Origin of the sequence: Maribacter sp. 1_MG-2023 (genome assembly GCF_030547005.1) — a bacterium.
Classification (GTDB): domain Bacteria; phylum Bacteroidota; class Bacteroidia; order Flavobacteriales; family Flavobacteriaceae; genus Maribacter.
Window position 1 is genome coordinate 115744 of sequence record NZ_JAUOPN010000009.1, and the last position, 17858, is coordinate 133601.

Sequence of the window (17858 nt, forward strand, 5' to 3'; positions counted from 1 at the left end):
AGTTTGATTAGTTGGCAATAGCAGAGGTTAATAAGTTGTCTAAGTCAGTTTTGGTATGTTGATTTCCGTTAGAAATTACCATAAAGATGTCTTTGGTACTTTTAATATCTTCTAACGGGTTGCTGTTCAGTAAAACGATATCAGCAATTTTACCTTCAGAAATAGTTCCGTAATCAGCATCTAGTTTTAAAAATTTAGCACCATTATAAGCAGATGATTTAAGTGCATCTAAAGGAGAAATTCCGGTAGCGACCATGGCTTCCATTTCTTTATGTAATGAAATACCAGGATACGTATAACTGTTATATGCGCCACTATCAGAGCCTGCCAAAAGAGATACTCCGTTTTTATTCAATTTATAAGCAAGTTTACCGAAAAAAGTATCTAGTGCTTTACGGTCTGTCACTTGCTTTTCGGTTGCATTTTTTACACGGTCAATTCTACCTTTATAGGTTTGCTGTATTCCGTCGCTCATATACTTTAAATAGGCATCATTCGTGTGATCAACTTTATCTAAATAGCTAAGCACTCCGCCAATATGTAGTGTAGGTACTACAAATACGTCATTCGATTTTAAATGTTCGAAAGTTTTTAAAGCGGTCGAGTCAGAAAATGAAGATTGGAGTAGGGGCATGGCATCCCAAAACCCTATTTCTTTATCTATCAGTTTTATGGTGATTTCTTTTTCACTGTTAGAACACCCTTTCATGATGTAATATAAATGTTCAACAGCATCAATACCTGCATCAATAGTGGCGTCAAGTTCCACTGTAAAGGGCATGTGACCCGATGTAATTAAATTTCGTTTTTCAGCTTCTTGTATCACCTTTAAGTAATCTTTACCCGAAATACGGCTATCATAAATTTTTACAAAATCAGATGGTATAGATTGCAAAGAATCTAAAGCTTTAGTAATAGTTTCATCAGTATCTACTTCTAAAGAACCGGCCCAAGTACCACCTGGTCCATCAATTTTGGGTCCTGATGTAAAAATGGTAGGCCCAACAAGTTCATTTTTTGCAATAGCTTTTCGCCATTCTAAAACAGACGAGGTAAGATCGCCTCCGGCATCACGAACTGTAGTAATTCCATTTGCCATAAAGAGTTTCAAGAAGTTCTTATTTGCATTAATTAATGAATCTCCACCTCTAAAATGTGTGTGGTTGTCCCAAAAGCCTGGTACTATAAATTTACCTTTTGCATCAATTATAGTTTCGGCTTGAATGTTGGCTAAGTCAGAATCAGATATGATTTTAGTGATTCTATTGTCATTAATAAGAATATTTGAAATTGAAACAGAACCATCTTCTAGATGAATAAGATTACCATTTTTTATGATTACATCGTAGGTTGTTTGCGGTTCAGATTTACATGATAAAAGAATTGTTAAGCAGCATAAGACTAGACAAGACTGTTTTAATATAATTGAAATATTCATGTTGCTTTTGGTTGATTCAGAAAGGTAAAAATAATTACTTGTTTAATAATTGTCTGGTCAAGATAAAAACAAAAATTAATAGACTATAACCTATAAAAAAGGGGATGATATAGGCTTTTAAGCCCGATACTAAAAAGAGCCCAATGAGTAATAATTGAAAACCAAGCCCAAATGTTGATACCGCTGTCATTAACCATTTGGGTTGATACTTTCCTTTTATGGCATTCTTATCAAGGCTATAGATGATTCGGTCATATGGTCCATAGCAATAGCTATAAATTTTATATAGTATGTTGACAGTTTGTTGATTTTCACCATGTAATGCAGTCGGCGTTTTATTCTCAAATACTCTACTTGTGCTATCGCCATCATGTCTATTTCTTAAAATTACATAATAGTAATTGTAGAGCGTTCCTTGTAATTCAAGTCCCACAAATGCAAGCAATACTAAGTAAATACTAACATTAGTAACATACCAAATAGAAAGCATTAAAAGAAGATTTAGTATAAAATCTGAAATTGAATCAAAGTACCGACCAATATGAGACGGGGTATTCTTTAATCGTGCAAGTTCACCATCTGCGGCATCAAGAATAGATTTTAAAACTAGAAAAAGTAAGGCTGACCAATAAAATCCGTTCAAAATAGAAACAATGGCCAAAAGTCCGCAGAACGTAAATGCTAGCGTGACGTGTATTGGTGTAAATATGGTTGTTTTTAAGCGGTTGGCAATTACAAAGGCAACAGGTCTACCATAATCAGATAGATCTAAGAACTGATGTTCTTTAGGTAATTTAGACATGTAATACATCTTCGGGAAAACCAATAACGGAAACACGTTGGCTTGGTACACCACAAAAGGAAATGTAAAAATAAGGTATAATTAACAATCAGTAAAGTATCATTGAATGGGATGCTACAAATATTTTACTTACTTCTTAATTTGCCATCCGCCACCATTTCTATATTTAATATTTTCAGCGGCGTGCTGTATAATTTCTTTGATTCTTTTAGACCTAGTTTCTTGGCGTTTTGCTTGGTTTAAAAAGTACAAAAAGCTTTTACGTTGGCTATGGGTAAAGTTTTTAAAGTTGCTAAATGCATCAGGGTTTTTATCGAATGCTAATTGTAGTTCTTCAGGTATAACTCCGTTTTCCACATCATCCAAAGAAGTCCAAGAACCATTTTCTTTCGCCACTTTTATAGAGGCTAATCCTGCAGCATGCATTCTGCCATTAACTTTTAACTCTTTTATATAGTTCTTATTGACTTTGCTCCAAACGCTTTTAGGTTTTCGTGGACAAAAGTATTGTCTTCGTTTTCCGTTACCCAAGCTTTTTACGGTACTATCAATCCACCCATAGCAAAGTGCAACTTGTACAGCTTCTTCCCATCGCATACTTTCGTTTTCATGGGCTACAGCATAGAAAATGAGATGAACTCCCGAGTGTTCAGAATGGTTATTGTGCAACCAATTTTTGAATTCATTATCATTTGTAAAATATAACTCGGGTATATTTAGCATAATTGTACTAAATGGTTAATAATCTATCATAAATGTACAATGATTAAAATAAAGTATTGGTTAATACAAACGTGCGCCCTATTTTTATGCTTTCTAAAATCAACAACAACAACAATTTACGTATGAAAAAAATCTTCATTGCGCTGCTTTTGGGCTTTGCGCTTATTATTGTCTCATGTGGTGGCAATAAACGAGAAGGAGAACCTAAGGTTTTGGTTTTCTCAAAAACAATGGGTTTTAAACATGGATCCATACCTGCAGGAGTTGCAGCCATTCAAAAGTTAGGAACAGAAAACGGATTTGCAATCGATACTACCAAAAATGCAGAGCTATTTACAGATGAAAACCTAAAACAATATTCGGCTGTTATCTTTTTAAGTACAACGGGTAATGTTTTAGATCAATTTCAAGAAGCTGCTTTTGAGCGCTATATTCAAGCAGGTGGTGGTTATGTAGGTATACATGCTGCTGCAGATACCGAATATGACTGGGGTTGGTACAATGACTTGGCAGGAGCTCAGTTTTTGAGTCACCCAAGGGGAATGCCAACGGCAGATTTTATTATTAAAGACAAGAATTTTGTTGCTACACAGTTTTTTACCGACTCTGTGTGGAACAGAACTGATGAATTGTATAATTACAAAAACATCAATCCTGATATAAACGTCCTTATGACTTTAGATGAATCTACCTATGAAGGCGGAAAAAATGGCGATTTTCACCCTATAGCTTGGTATCATGATTTTGATGGCGGACGCGCATTTTACACAGGTGGTGGGCACGCTGATGCTAGTTTTTCTGAAGATTTATTTTTAAAGCATTTGTTAGGCGGAATTCAATATGCCATAGGTGAAAACCTAAATCTTGACTATTCGAAAGTAACTTCTCAAATACCACCAGATGCTGATCGTTTTGCAAAAGTAACATTGAGCGAAGGTCAGTTTTTTGAGCCTACAGAAATGACTGTTCTACCAAACGGTAATGTATTAGTAGCGCAACGTAGGGGAGAAGTAATGTTATACAATGATGAGACAAAAGAACTTAGTGAAGTGCTTAAGCTTGATGTTTATAGCAAAACATTGAACACACCAGGTGTAAATGCAGAAGAAGGATTGATGGGATTGCAAAAAGATCCAGATTATGCCAATAACCATTGGATCTATTTATTCTATTCACCAACTGGTGACGAATGGGTAAACCGTTTGTCAAGATTCAAATTTGAAGATGGTAAGTTTGATGTTGCGTCAGAACAAGTAATTATGGATGTGGATAGCCAGAGAGAAATTTGTTGTCATACCGGTGGTTCTATAGCATTTGGTCCTGATGGTTTACTATACCTATCTACAGGTGATAATTCTACGCCGTTTAATGAGAAAGGTGTTAAGTATGTAAATAACGGATTTGCACCTCTAAACGATATTCCTGGGCATGAGCAGTACGATGCGCGTCGTTCTTCAGGAAATACGAATGATTTACGTGGTAAGATCCTAAGAATAAAGGTAAAAGAAGATGGTACATATGATATACCTGAAGGAAACTTATTTCCGGTAGGTACAGATAAAACGAGACCAGAGATTTATACTATGGGTCATAGAAATCCGTATAGAATATCAGTAGATATGAAGAGAGGATATGTGTACTGGGGCGATGTTGGTCCTGATGCAAGAGCAGATAGTTTAGGTACTAGAGGCCCTAGAGGATATGATGAAATGAACCAGGCTAAAAAAGCGGGTAATTTTGGTTGGCCACTATTTATAGGAAATAACTTCGCCTATAATGCATACGACTATGAAACAGGAAAAACAGGTGCGGCATTTGATCCTGAAAAACCTATAAATAACTCTCGTAATAATACAGGGTTAACAGAATTGCCACCTGCAATGCCGGCGTATGTGTATTATCCATATGTAGATTCACAAGATTTTCCGCAAACAGCTACAGGTGGTAGAAATGCAATGGCAGGTCCTACATATTATTCAGATATGTATCAAGGCGATGAGAAGCTACCAAGTTATTACGACGGTAAGGTGATTATTTATGATTGGATGCGTGGTTGGATGTTTGCCGTTCATTTAGATGAAAACGGAGATTTCAGTAAAATGGAACCTTTTGCACCCGAGGTTAAGGTCAATAGTTTAATTGATATGGAAGTAGGGCCTAATGGTAAAATCTACCTGTTAGAATACGGTAGCGGTTGGTTCTCGCAAAATGCGAATTCTTCTTTAGGATATATCGAATTCAATGGCGGTAACAGACCACCGTTAATCAATGAGGTAACTGTTAGTGAAACAGCAGGCAAAACTCCGTTGACAGTCAACGCAACGGTAGAAGCAAGTGATCGCGAAGATGATTCCATAAAGTATCTATGGGATTTTGGTAACGGCGACACTAAAGAAACTACAGAACCAAATGTAAGCTACAATTATGCAGATGCCGGCGTTTATAAGTTAAAAGTAACCGTTGCAGATGATAAAGGTGAAGAGGCAATTAGTGAAAGCACCAGTATTGTAGCTGGTAACTCAAGACCAGCAGTTGCTATCTTATTAGGTGATAGTGCACCGGCATTTTATTTGCCAGGTCAGAAAATTGCCTATGAGGTATCGGTAACAGATCCTGATGGTACTAAAATCGACGCAAGCAATATATTTGTAAGTGTCGATTATTTAGAAGGGATGGATAAGGTTGCTATGAATATGGGGCACCAACAAGTATCTGCAACAGTTACAGGTAAAGCTTTGACTCAAGCAATGGACTGTAAAACATGTCATAAAGAAGCAGAAGCTTCTATAGGACCAAATTACAAAGATGTTGCTGCGAAGTACAAAGAGCGTAAAGATGCCTTAAAATACTTGCAAGGTAAAATTAAAACAGGTGGAGCAGGAGTGTGGGGCGAGGTAACAATGCCAGCTCACCCGAATATTACATCAGATGAATCTAGACAGATCGCATTATATATTCTTTCTTTAAATGGAAATGATAAAAAAGTAATATCGTTACCAGCTAAAGGGACAATTACAGCAGAATCTTCTGCACCAGGTAATATGTTGGTGTTAACTGCTAGTTATACAGATGCAGGTGCAGAAGATACTATTCCACTAACAGGTTCTAAATCTGTTGTTATACCAAGTAGCACGGTCAAGTTCAATGACCAAATGAAGGTGGACGGAATGCAAGCAATGCAATTCGGAGGAATGGACATTCTATTAGTAGGGAAATCTAAAGGATGGTTCATGTTAGAAAACATGTCTTTAAAAGGAGTGAAATCTGTTTCGCTTACCGCAGGATGGCAAGCACCACCTACCATGTACTTTGATTTCGAAATACATGAAAATACGGCAGACGGACCAGTAATCGGTACAGGTAAATTAACAGCCCAACTAGAAGGTTCTCAAGGAACAATGATTACTATTCCAATAACCGGGACAGTTTCAGGTGACGGACCGTATTATGTAACGTTTAAAGGAGAAGAAGGTAAAGAACTTGCTCAAGTAGCTTTGACAGGCGCTATCTTTAAATAAACTCAAATACATTGAATTGAAAAGCCCGCTATAAAGCGGGCTTTTTTTATTTACATAAGCTAAATAATTAGCTCAATTTTTTGCTTATCAATTCACCAATTTCCATTAATAAATCCATTTCAGTTTCTTTAAAGTCATAAGGTACAGGTTTAGCGATACCTATAGTTCCAAAAAGCTTTTCATTGAATAGTAATGGTGCCGCTAGTGAACCTTCTACTTTAGTATCTTTTGCTGAAGGTCTAGCTACGCCAGAATCATCTGTTTGTAGATTGCACATTTCTACAGGTTTTCTACGTTCTGCAGCAATACCCGCCATACCTTTACCGATAGGAATAGTAGATAATTTCGGAATCAAAAACTCAGGAATACCTACTTGCGATTGAAGCTGTAATAAAGCGTTTTTATCTAAAAAGTGTAAGGTGCCGGTAGAGCAATCAAAATGTTCTAAAGTTATTTTTAAAAGGGCATCCCAATTAGGAGAATCCTTTGATAATTGAGTATGTATAGCTGCTATAATTTCTTTAGAGTTGTTCATTTTATTTTTATCTAAGAATTTTTCAATTCAAAATTAATGATTTCGCTGATTTCATTTGCTCGGTCAACTAGCATAAAGTGTTCTCCACCCTCAATTAGTTTCATTTTTGTAGTCCTTCTAGGGGGAATCAATTTATCTTTTGTGCCATTAATCTTAATAACGTTTGCTGATTGCTTTAAATTCTGCCAAGTAGTAAATTCTTGTAAAGCCCATTTCACAAAGTTTAAATCGGTATCATCTAATATCTCATAAAATAGTTTAGCGTTATTGGCTCCGATGATATCCCTCGCAAGAAACCTTGGTGGATTGAAAAGAGAAGCAGGTATAAGCTTTAAAATTCTTGATTTGCCTACCCATTTATAAATGGGTCTTAATTCACGTTTTGTTTGTGCAGAAGAAATAAGAATTACTTTTTTCGGATGAAGTATTTGATTGATTTCTGTGGCAATTAATCCGCCGAAACTAACTCCGATTAAGCAGAACTCTTCATTGGTGTCTATAACTGCGCTAAGCCTTCTCGAATATTCTTTAATAGATTCGTTGTGGTAAGGAGTAATCCAATCTATAGCTATTAGCTCAAAATCTAGAGTTAAATGATTAAAAACTCTTTGGTCGGCACCTAATCCACTAATAGCGTATATTTTCAAAACAAACTTTTATAGAAATGACTATAAATCTCCCAAAGCAATAATTTGGAAGATGAAAAATCTAATGATAAAGATACGTTTAATCTCTTTTTTAAAGCAATCTACATTATACTACATTGTCTTTACCTGGTAGTTCTCTATAGGCATAATATGCCAGAACAGCATAGATAGCTTTTTCTATGGCAATTCTTATCGGAAACAATTCTTCTCCTAAAGATTCATCTATGGAGCGCAGTTGCATGTAGTAATTACTAATAAGCGGATATTTTTTATTAGCTGCAATATGAGCATTGGCATTATTAAAAGCTTCTGTCTTTTGTTCCTTAATAGGTTTACAGGTAACCAGAGTAGGAGTTTTGTTCTTGTGTAGCATGGCAGAAAACCCAAATAGTCTACAAATAAGGCCACGGTGTGCATATTCTGAGCAAAAGCCTTTAGAACCCGGAGCAATAACTTTGTTCAAAACAGGACAGTGTTTATCCTCAGTATTATTTTGCAATTGCGCTAACCATTGTTCTGTTTCGTCATTTAGTAAAAGATGATAGGCTAGTGGTAAAAATTCTAATGCAGTAGCGTTGATGTCCGGTTTTAAACAACATAGTCCGCAATTGGCAACACAGCTAAGTCCTGTAGATTGTTGAAAGGAGCCTAACTCCTTATCCAATTGGTTGAAAATACGATCTACCGCTTGAACTTTTTGATATATGGTCACTTATGTATTTAAGGTCGTACGAAGGTAGGCTATGTTTTAATATACTAAACAATTTAAAAAATTAAATAACTAGTGATGATTATTGATTCTAATTCAGAAGTTAACGTTTTGAAATTGAATAATTTAAGATGTTGTTGTTATCAACTTAAAACTTTAAGGTCTTCAGGCGCAATGGTTCTTGGTCTGTTTTAAGGTAAATATGAAAACCAATGACACCTAGTACCTGTTCTTCTTCAGTAAGAACTTGCACTTCCCATTCACCTGGCGTTACATTGCTTTTATAGGTGTAGCCTCTAAAGCCGCCATCTCTACCACCTGTAATATCATAACCGATATCATCTACGGTGACCCATTCTTTGGTTTTGTCATTATATTTTCTCCACCGATGAAAAATGGACTTTTTTAAATCTGTAGGTGCAAAAATTGAAGAAAAAATATACACCCTTTGGTCTGGAGTATAGTTATAATCTAGTTTGTATTTCCTCCAAAAAATGAACGATTCTTCAGATTCGTAGGTTACCTCATATTTACCATTCTTTAGTACAACATCATGGGCGACAATACCTTTATCTAGTGCTAATGGAACTGGTGGTATTAATCTTAGAAAATAGAACAGATTAATTATGCCATAAATGGCTAAAATTATGGCAATCATTTTACCCAGTTTAATTTCTTTACGGGTACTCGGACTTTTTCCATAGATAAAAGTGAGAAGCACCAAGGTACTTACTAAACTAACCGCACCAGAGATTAAGAATATAGATGTGTTTAATTCCTTCAAGAAAACAGGAATCATAAACGTGAAAAAAGTGAAACTAATAAAGTAATAGACTCCGAATTGTAGATATTTGTTAGAGATTCTTTTTTTAAGAAACTCATTGGCAATCAACAATAGCACAAGAATTATAAAGAATGATGCTGTTTTAGATAAAGAAACACTTCTAGAGAAGTAGATTACATAGGCACTTGATAATCCGCCGAAAAAGAACTGAATAGCTAAAGGAAAATATTCTTCATACCGTGCTAAAAACGTATTTTTCCATTTGCCATCATCAGCTAAATTATAGAGGTATAGCGCAATAGATAAAGAGGTCATGTGTAGACATAAAACCGTAAGGTCATACGTACGGTCAATACGACCTAAAGTTAAGGTATCAAAAATGAATCCTCCAATAAAGAACAGTATTGGCGCATATTTAGAATGTCTTCGTATAAAACTTCTGAAGGCACTATTTCTATATCTGGCAAGCGTTTTTTTCATGGAGACCTATCAAATAGATGCGGTAAAAATACCATAAATTAAAAAGGAAATTAATCCTATTTAATTTATGATGAACGCTAAAAATTAATATGTTGTAAAGTGAATTTTAAGGGTTAGTCTTAATATAGAAATTTGGATCTACATGTAAGTTTTCAAAGCTGCCTTTCATTTTTTCCGATTGCCATTCGTTACTAGGTTCTAGCCAAACAGGGGTGTCATCAATATATACTTTTATAGGTAGTGTGAATTTCTCGACAGTATTTGTAAAACGATATGATAGCTTTTTACCTTTCACCTTATACTCGAAAACCGGAATCTTGGTCGTTCTTAAGTACTGGTCAAAAAAGGGTTTTAAATCGCGATTCATTTCTATACCGATTACTTTCTCAATTTCGTCAGTAGTTACTGTTTTATGATAGAATTCTGAATTTAGACCACGTAAAATAGTTCTCCATTTTATATCATCATTTACTACTTGGCGTAAGGTGTGAAGAATATTAGAGCCTTTATAATACATATCGCTACTACCTTCATGATTTACATTGTAGATCCCGATAATGGGTTTGTCGTTTTTAATATTATTTCGAATGCCTTGTACATATGCATTTGCCGCCTCTGTACCATAATGATAGTCTAAAAATAGACTTTCGGAATAGCAGGTGAACCCTTCGTGGATCCACATATCTGCGGCATCTTTATAAGTAATATTATTTGCAAACCATTCGTGCCCAGCTTCATGAATAATAATAAAATCGAATTTTAATCCCCAACCGGTTCCCGATAAATCTCTACCTAAATATCCTTTCTGATATTGATTGCCATACGTAACAGAGCTTTGGTGTTCCATACCTAAATAGGGGACTTCGACCAGTTTAAATGAGTCTTCATAAAAAGGGTAGGGTCCGAACCAATATTCAAAGGCTTGCATCATTTTAGGAGCATCTTTAAAATGTTCTTTTGCTTTCTCTAGATTATCTTTTAAAACATAATAATCCATATCAAGTGCACCTTTTTCTCCTTGATATATTTCATCAAAATGTACATAATCACCGATATTGACATTAACACCATAGTTATTGATTGGGTTAGAAACAAACCAATTGTAGGTATTTGTCTCTTTGTCAACACTTCTAAGGCGACCATTGGAGACATTCATTAATCCTTTTGGTGCTTTTACACTGATTAACATACTATCTACTTCGTCGTACATGTGGTCTTTGTTCGGCCACCAAACGCTAGCCCCTAAACCTTGGCAAGAAGTAGCAACGAAATCGTTACCATTAGCATCTTTTTTCCAAGAGAATCCACCATCCCAAGGAGCTCTAACCGCTTCTTTTGGGTGACCAGAATACGTGACAACAACCTCATTAAAATCACCTACTTGCTGAGGTTTGGTTAATTGTATAAAATGAGCATTTATGTTATGTGTCACTTCAAGTTCAACTCCGTCTTGTGTCACTTTTTCAATTTGCAATGGTGGTTGCAAATCTACCTGTAATACTTGATGAGGTTTCAGTACCTTGTAGCGAATTGTATTGCTTCCGTTTATAAATTTATCATCAGGATTAACATCAATATCTAAGTGATAATAGTTAAGGTCCCACCATTCACGTTCAGGGGTAATGCTACCTCTAAGCGTATCTTGTTCAGTAAAAGTTTGAGCTTGTGAAAAAGTAAATATTCCAAGGGTAAAAGCAACAAGTAATTTGTTCATGTCTAATATGGATTATGCCTATCTAAAAATTCCATTAGGAAAAACAACCGGACTCTCAAATCCGTTTTCGCCAACAGCAGAAACACCGAAGAAAAAATTATCGATAACGATGCCTTTCAATAAGAATTCAGAAACGTCACCAACATATCTGCTATAATCCCAAGTTGGGGACGTAGTATCTCTCCAGTATATTTTATATCCTTTTGCTCCATCAACCTTGCTCCATTGAAGTTTTGCGGCAGGCTCAACAATGCCACCTATTTTAACCGTTTTTGGAGCAGGAGGAGCCCATGCTATAGATGCTAAGTTTATAGCGTTTACAGCAGTTAATTTAGCTGCATACTCAAAGTTTACATGTTCTAGAACATCACCATAGGCAATACCATCTTCAACACGAATATCTTGATGTTGTTGTGTGTAGTTCTCATGAGCTTCCATAATACGAATACCAGGAAAACCTGCATCGTTAAAAGGTCTATGGTGTCCACCACGACCAAAACGATCCAAACGATAAATCATCATTGGGTTCATTTCAGGCATGTACTGCTTCACGTTTTTATGAACATAACGCGCCAGTTGTCTAGAAATTCCGTCCACTTCACCACCGTAAAAACGTCTTGCTTTACGTTGCTTTTCAGTTTCTGTTGGTGGTACAGGTTCAGAGAAAATTCTAAAATCTACATTACTTACAGTACCATCTACACCAGTGATATTGCCGATCATATCATTATTGAAAATACCAATAACTTCCCAGCCTTTATCTTTAGCGTATTGCGCAATGCCGCCACCACCAAAAAGACCTTGTTCTTCACCTGAAAGACCCATATAGATAATGCTGTTCTCGAATTTATATTTTGACAGTACGCGAGCAGCTTCTATGGTACCTGCCATTCCGCTAGCGTTATCATTCGCACCCGGAGAATCATCTGTAAAATTGGTTGGGTCGCTTACACGAGAATCGATATCGCCACTCATAATTATATAGCGATTAGGATATTTTGTCCCTTTTTGAATAGCAAGTACATTAACTACTTCTACATCTTTTACAATACGATCGTTTGCACCTTTTTTAACTAAGTCTTTTTGAAAGAAAACATTTAAACACCCATTACATTCAGTAGATGTTTTTTCGAATTCATTTTTGATCCAACGTCTTGCAGCACCAATACCCCTTGTTGTTGAAACGGTATCGCTTAAGGTATGTCTAGTACCAAAATTGATAAGTTTAGTAACATCGTTTTCTATTCGTTCAGCAGAAACAGCATCGATAATATCATAAATACGTTGGTCGGTTTGTGCAGTTAAGGTAATTGCAGAGGTTAGTAAGGTAAGCAGTAATAATTTTTTCATTTCAATTTTTTTATGAGTAAAGCTAGTGTGGGCAATAGGTTTCTAAAATTAAGTAAAATATAGGGTTGAGCATAATTTCAGGTATAAAAGTATAAGAGCATATGGTATAGTTTTAATAAGATAAAAAAGAGATTTCTTTTTAAGCAGGGCTTATCATCGCTTTTTGATCAATAAATAGTATACACCTAACAGCGGACCTATAGCTAAAGGAATAAATAAAAGATCAATAGAGATGATCGATTGAAGTGATCCTAGAAGTTGAATACTTATAATAGTAATGGCAAAACCAATACAATTTACTAGTGTAAGTGCAGTGCCTTTTAATTCGGGTGCTACGGCTGATGCCACTAGGTTTGAGAATTGAGGTGAATCTGCGGTAACTGCAATACCCCATAAACACCAACCTGCCAAGAATAAATAAATAGGGAGAGAAAATAATAAAGGGGAGATTAAACAAAGCAATCCTGATACCAATAATGAGATAAGTGCTACCTTTTTACTGCCTATTCGTTGCGAAAGTATACCTCCATAGGCACAAGATAATCCGCCAAGGGCAATTACGATTCCCGACCAAAGTGACACCGAAATATCGCTGCCAGATTGTTTTGCAAAATATTGAATGGCAATAGGTGTAAAAGCCCAAAAGGCATAGAGTTCCCACATGTGACCAAAATAACCAAATGCAGCTTTTTTAAATTCGAAATTTTTGAAAAGCTTTGGTCCCGCATCAAATTTTAAAGTAGTACTTGCCACTCGATACGGACCGTTTGGCACCAGTAAAAAAAGTATGAGTCCACCAAAAGCGGTAATACCTGAAGTTAACATAATAACCTTGTCTGGATGGCTTGCTAAAGGGCTTCCTTTAATTAAAAAAGGAAAAGCGGTGCCTAGAACTAATGCTCCAACTAAAAATCCCAATGCTTTACCGAGTCCTTTTTCGTAATAATCTGCTGCTATTTTCATTCCTACGGGATAAATACCTGCTAAAAAGAAACCTGTACTAAATCTAGCCAATAGTAAACCACCAACGTTTAAATTTGGATAAATTAATGTCAGATTAGAAACGGATGCTAGAAAGGCACAAATCATAAATACTCTTGAAGGAGAAAATCGATCTGCAATCATCAAAACTCCGAAAATAAGAGTCCCGATGATGAATCCGAATTGCACAGAAGAAATGACATGGCTAACAATGTCTGCACCAAAATCTAACTTTTTGGTTAGCGATTCTAATATCGCATTCCCTGCAAACCATGTAGAAGTACAAGCGAACTGTGATAGAATTATAATCGGGAGAATATGTAGCTTTTGTTTCAATAGATTAGTTAACAAAGGTTACTTTGACTATCTCATTATTTTCCACTTCATAAATAGCTACAGCTTTAAAAGTGTTGCCATTTGCAGTAATCGATTCTTCGTCTATAACTTTATTTCCGATGACAATTCTGTTAATTATCTCACAATGTAAATCAGGGGCAGAATTAAAGAAGTCAGTGTAGCCAGCTCGCATTGCATCTGTACCATCAGATCTTAATTCTCCTGAGTAGCTTAATATTTTAGCTTGTGTAGAATACGTGGCTAAAAAACCGTCGATGTCTCTACTGTTATAAGCGTCAAGTTGCTTTTGCACAATGACCTCTGGGTCAAAAGTTGTTTTTTTATCTCTAATAAAAGTCATGGTTTTTATGAGTCCGTCAGTTTCATAAATTGCCACTTGCTGTTTTTGTTTATCTCCAATAGAAACAAATTCTTGGTCAATTACAGTAGAATTAATTACAATTCTTGAAGAGACTTTAACTTCTACGGCAGGTGTTCTTTTATAAAATGCATCATAGCCCTCTTTTAATTGTTCCCTACCAACGGATATGGTATCCTTTGAGAAATTTTTTACTAAGACTTCTTCTGAATAACAATTTGCGAATGCTTCTAAATCACGAGCATTGAAGGTTTCTACCTGTTTTTGAACAATCTTATACGGAGCATCTTTAGAAACAAACGAAATAAACTTTCCGTTAGGGCTTACGGCTAGTCTTGATATACCATGAATATCAGTTTGTTGAAATTCAAACAATGATTTCCATTCCGTATCTATTGATGGCTTAAAGGAAAACAGATATTTATTATACGCAGTAATTAAACTTCCGTCGGTAGTCCAAGTGACATCTTCAGAATCTCCTAAAAGGGTTGTGATATTCTTTTTTTCTTTAGAATAAGGATTTAGTGATGTAATTGTGGCATTCTCACCAACTTTTGCTATAAAACTTATAAGTTCAGAATTCGGAATTTTATGCAACGATCGACCTACATTCTTTTGAACGGTGTAGTTGGTATTTTCTTTAAGATTATACACCACTAAATCCATTCGGTTTTCAATTAAAACCGTGCAAACAATAATGTCGTTAGAATACCAAACATGGTAGCCTACTTTAAGATTTGGTATTAAAACTTTTGAGTCACCAGTTTTTAAATCATACTCGTATAAACGTTGCAAACCATCTTCATCTAAACGAACTGCAGAAACGGCATCTCTACCCGGAATTTTCAGAGGAGAATATTCACTGCCATTTGGTGTATTTGAAAGCCAAGTTGTTGTTTTGTCGATTAAATCATAAAGAGCGATATCGGTTTGTCTTTTTCTAGTTGATGAGAATAGAATTTTATTATCAGAAAAAAATGAAGGTTGATTATCATAACCTTCATTTTGAGACAAGTTTATTTCTCCATTAATTTTCAAACTATCATTGTTCAAATCTAAATTTGCTAAGTAAACTTCCGTGCCTTGTTGGGCAAAAGTTGTAAGGCAGCAAAAAACACCTACAAATACAAGGTTGTAAATTTGTTTCATATTGAATAGTTTGTGAGTAACATTATTCTTTGTCGGCAAATCTCTTTAAAATTGCACGAACATTTTTTGTGTTATCAACAAAGTACCTTGCTTGTGTTTTTTGACGCCCTACTTTTACGGTAATAGATTCCTCTGGAAGTTCTTGAAACATAAATTCATCGGTCCAGTCATCACCAATAGCAAACACAAAATCGTAATCATGTTCAGAATACACGCGCATAGAAGCTCTACCTTTATTCACGTTACTACTTTTAATTTCCATCACCTTGTTGCCATTTAAAACACTGAGGTCATCATTTGCAATAAGGCTTGTTAGTACCGTATTCAGTTCAACAGAACGTTTTTGACCAAAGTCGGGATCTGTTTTTCTGTAATGCCATGCTAAAGAATAATTTTTCTCCTCAATAAAACTACCAGGTGTACGGTCAACAAAAGATTCTAACACCGGTAAAATCTTCTCCATCCAGTCTTTCTTAACATTTTCTAACATTCTAAATTCTTCACCACCTTGAGAGATCCATACGCCGTGTTCAACGATCATATTATATTTTTTAGGCAAGAACCATTTGGTGAATGTTTCTTTATCTCGTCCGCTAATTAAATACATATCTGTATTTGGTTGAGAAGAGATCGAATCTAGTAATTTGTATAATTCTTCGTCTGGTGATGCTTTTTGCGGATCAGCATGAAAACCAGCCAACGTACCATCATAGTCTAAAAATACCAATCTTCTTTTGGCTTTATTGTAACTATCCATCACAGTATTCATGATGTCTGCAGATAGTTTTTTTGACTTATAGGTTTGATCTTTTTCTTGTTGCCCTACTAAAGAATTCATGAAGTCGTTTGCCCATTTCTCCACATTATAGCGCTCTAGTCTCTTTTGTAATAGCGTGTTTCTAGCAATCTGTTCTTCTTTAGGCATATTAATAGCTTCATTCAAAGCATCTGCAATTTGTTCAAAATTATTAGGGTTTATTAATAGCGATTCATTCATTTCATTGGCAGAACCCGCCATTTCGCTAAGTATTAAAACTCCTGTTTTATCAGTTCTAGTAGCAATATATTCTTTGGCTACCAAATTCATACCATCTCTAATTGGTGTCAACCAAGCAATGTCAGAAGACGTATATAGGTCTATTAGGTTTTCAAAAGGCATAGACCTGTAGAAATACCAAATAGGTGTCCAGCTTACGGTTGAAAGTTCTCCATTAATGCGACCAACCAATTCATCAACCTCACGTTTAAGTAATTGATATTGCGGTACATTGGAGCGTGAAGGCACGGCAAGTATAATAAGTCTTACTTTCTCTTTATACTGCGGGTATTTATTTAAGAAATATTCAAAAGCATTAAGTCGTTTCGCAATACCTTTTGTGTAATCTAAACGGTCAATAGATAAAAAGAACTTAGCATCTGGAGCTGATTTTTTATGAGTATCTAATCGTTTTTGCAATTCAGACTTTTCATCTTCACTTCGTTGTGAATGTTCTTTAGCTGCTTCGCTGAATTTCTTATAATCGATTCCCATGGGGAAAGAGTCAACTTTAATAACTCTATCATCTAAGTAAATATCATTAAAACTAACCTCTAATCCCAATAGTCTGCGCACAGAGCTTAAAAAGTGACGTTCATAGTCATAGGTGTGGAAACCAATTAAATCTGAACCTAATAAGCCTTGTAATACTTCTTTTCGCCAAGGTAGTGTTCTAAATATTTCATACGATGGAAAAGGAATGTGTAAAAAGAAACCGATTGAAATATCTGATCTTTGGGCACGAACCATTTGTGGTACTAGCATTAATTGGTAATCGTGAATCCAAATCGTATCATCATTATCGGCTTTTTCAAGAATAGCATCTGCAAATTTCTGATTAACAGCCTTGTAAACTTCCCAACTTTCAAGCTCAAATTCAGAGTATTCTAAAAAATAGTGGAATAAAGGCCATATGGTTCGATTGCTAAACCCGTAATAAAAACCATCAACTTCTTTTTCTGTAAGATTTACTTTAGAAGATCCATGTTCCGCTAGTGCCTTATCAATTTTAGGGATTAACTCTTCTGGTATTTCTTCATCTGTCAATCCGCTCCAGCCAATCCATAGGCTATCTCCACCCGAGTGTACAGATTTCATTCCAGTTGCTAAACCACCAACACTTGGTACCGCAGTAATGTCTCCATTGCTAATTTGTAATTGTACAGGTAGTCTATTTGAGATAATGATAGTTTTCGCCATAAAAGAGATATTTTTGCTACTTCTTGATAATTATTTCTCTAAATTTCGCGAAAAAGGAGGGTATTACCAATTGAAAC

At 35.5% G+C, this 17858-nt stretch carries 13 protein-coding genes; 1 reads left to right on the top strand and 12 read right to left on the bottom strand.

Annotated features, from left to right (window positions below; all coding sequences use genetic code 11):
* Positions 1–7: 7 nt before the first annotated feature.
* The 3 genes from Q4500_RS11715 to Q4500_RS11725 form a co-directional block, all read right to left on the bottom strand.
* The gene (locus Q4500_RS11715; RefSeq protein ID WP_303599846.1) at positions 8–1438 is read right to left on the bottom strand and encodes an amidohydrolase family protein; all 1431 of its coding nucleotides are present in this window, start codon (positions 1436–1438) and stop codon (positions 8–10) included.
* Between the two features lie 34 nt (positions 1439–1472).
* A complete protein-coding gene (locus Q4500_RS11720; protein ID WP_303599847.1) occupies positions 1473–2240 on the bottom strand; it encodes a CDP-alcohol phosphatidyltransferase family protein in 768 nt (255 codons plus the stop codon).
* Between the two features lie 129 nt (positions 2241–2369).
* The gene (locus Q4500_RS11725) at positions 2370–2963 is read right to left on the bottom strand and encodes a YdeI family protein (protein ID WP_303599848.1); all 594 of its coding nucleotides are present in this window, start codon (positions 2961–2963) and stop codon (positions 2370–2372) included.
* Between the two features lie 122 nt (positions 2964–3085).
* Here Q4500_RS11725 and Q4500_RS11730 point away from each other — a divergent pair, with 122 nt between their 5' ends.
* A complete protein-coding gene (locus Q4500_RS11730) occupies positions 3086–6481 on the top strand; it encodes a ThuA domain-containing protein (protein ID WP_303599849.1) in 3396 nt (1131 codons plus the stop codon).
* 67 nt (positions 6482–6548) lie between these two features.
* On the opposite strand, the gene Q4500_RS11735 is transcribed toward Q4500_RS11730, so the two are convergent.
* The 9 genes from Q4500_RS11735 to Q4500_RS11775 all read right to left on the bottom strand — a co-directional run bounded on the left by Q4500_RS11735 (position 6549) and on the right by Q4500_RS11775 (position 17781).
* Complete coding sequence (locus Q4500_RS11735) at positions 6549–7016, bottom strand: GAF domain-containing protein (RefSeq protein WP_303599850.1); 468 nt, start codon at positions 7014–7016, stop codon at positions 6549–6551.
* Between the two features lie 11 nt (positions 7017–7027).
* Positions 7028–7663 carry an alpha/beta fold hydrolase gene (locus Q4500_RS11740; protein WP_303599851.1) on the bottom strand — a complete coding sequence of 212 codons (636 nt, stop codon included), beginning with the start codon at positions 7661–7663 and terminating at the stop codon, positions 7028–7030.
* Positions 7664–7769: 106 nt separating this feature from the next.
* The gene (locus Q4500_RS11745; protein WP_303599852.1) at positions 7770–8375 is read right to left on the bottom strand and encodes a YkgJ family cysteine cluster protein; all 606 of its coding nucleotides are present in this window, start codon (positions 8373–8375) and stop codon (positions 7770–7772) included.
* A 145-nt stretch (positions 8376–8520) separates the two neighbouring features.
* A complete protein-coding gene (locus tag Q4500_RS11750; protein WP_303599853.1) occupies positions 8521–9636 on the bottom strand; it encodes a DUF2914 domain-containing protein in 1116 nt (371 codons plus the stop codon).
* Positions 9637–9742: 106 nt separating this feature from the next.
* Entirely contained in the window at positions 9743–11350 is a 1608-nt protein-coding gene (locus Q4500_RS11755; RefSeq protein ID WP_303599854.1) for a M1 family metallopeptidase, read from the bottom strand.
* Between the two features lie 18 nt (positions 11351–11368).
* Positions 11369–12700 carry a M28 family metallopeptidase gene (locus Q4500_RS11760; RefSeq protein ID WP_303599855.1) on the bottom strand — a complete coding sequence of 444 codons (1332 nt, stop codon included), beginning with the start codon at positions 12698–12700 and terminating at the stop codon, positions 11369–11371.
* 153 nt (positions 12701–12853) lie between these two features.
* Entirely contained in the window at positions 12854–14017 is a 1164-nt protein-coding gene (locus Q4500_RS11765; RefSeq protein ID WP_303599856.1) for a nitrate/nitrite transporter, read from the bottom strand.
* Between the two features lie 4 nt (positions 14018–14021).
* A complete protein-coding gene (locus Q4500_RS11770; protein ID WP_303599857.1) occupies positions 14022–15545 on the bottom strand; it encodes a nuclear transport factor 2 family protein in 1524 nt (507 codons plus the stop codon).
* 22 nt (positions 15546–15567) lie between these two features.
* Complete coding sequence (locus tag Q4500_RS11775) at positions 15568–17781, bottom strand: bifunctional alpha,alpha-trehalose-phosphate synthase (UDP-forming)/trehalose-phosphatase (protein WP_303599858.1); 2214 nt, start codon at positions 17779–17781, stop codon at positions 15568–15570.
* Positions 17782–17858 lie beyond the last annotated feature (77 nt).

Bases quoted from the DNA above. Each gene is read 5' to 3' on its own strand.
- Q4500_RS11735 (WP_303599850.1), bottom strand. From the start codon at position 7,016: ATGAACAACTCTAAAGAAATTATAGCAGCTATACATACTCAATTATCA.
- Q4500_RS11770 (WP_303599857.1), bottom strand. From the start codon at position 15,545: ATGAAACAAATTTACAACCTTGTATTTGTAGGTGTTTTTTGCTGCCTT.
- Q4500_RS11755 (WP_303599854.1), bottom strand. From the start codon at position 11,350: ATGAACAAATTACTTGTTGCTTTTACCCTTGGAATATTTACTTTTTCA.
- Q4500_RS11760 (WP_303599855.1), bottom strand. From the start codon at position 12,700: ATGAAAAAATTATTACTGCTTACCTTACTAACCTCTGCAATTACCTTA.
- Q4500_RS11775 (WP_303599858.1), bottom strand. From the start codon at position 17,781: ATGGCGAAAACTATCATTATCTCAAATAGACTACCTGTACAATTACAA.
- Q4500_RS11725 (WP_303599848.1), bottom strand. From the start codon at position 2,963: ATGCTAAATATACCCGAGTTATATTTTACAAATGATAATGAATTCAAA.
- Q4500_RS11720 (WP_303599847.1), bottom strand. From the start codon at position 2,240: ATGTCTAAATTACCTAAAGAACATCAGTTCTTAGATCTATCTGATTAT.
- Q4500_RS11715 (WP_303599846.1), bottom strand. From the start codon at position 1,438: ATGAATATTTCAATTATATTAAAACAGTCTTGTCTAGTCTTATGCTGC.
- Q4500_RS11750 (WP_303599853.1), bottom strand. From the start codon at position 9,636: ATGAAAAAAACGCTTGCCAGATATAGAAATAGTGCCTTCAGAAGTTTT.
- Q4500_RS11730 (WP_303599849.1), top strand. From the start codon at position 3,086: ATGAAAAAAATCTTCATTGCGCTGCTTTTGGGCTTTGCGCTTATTATT.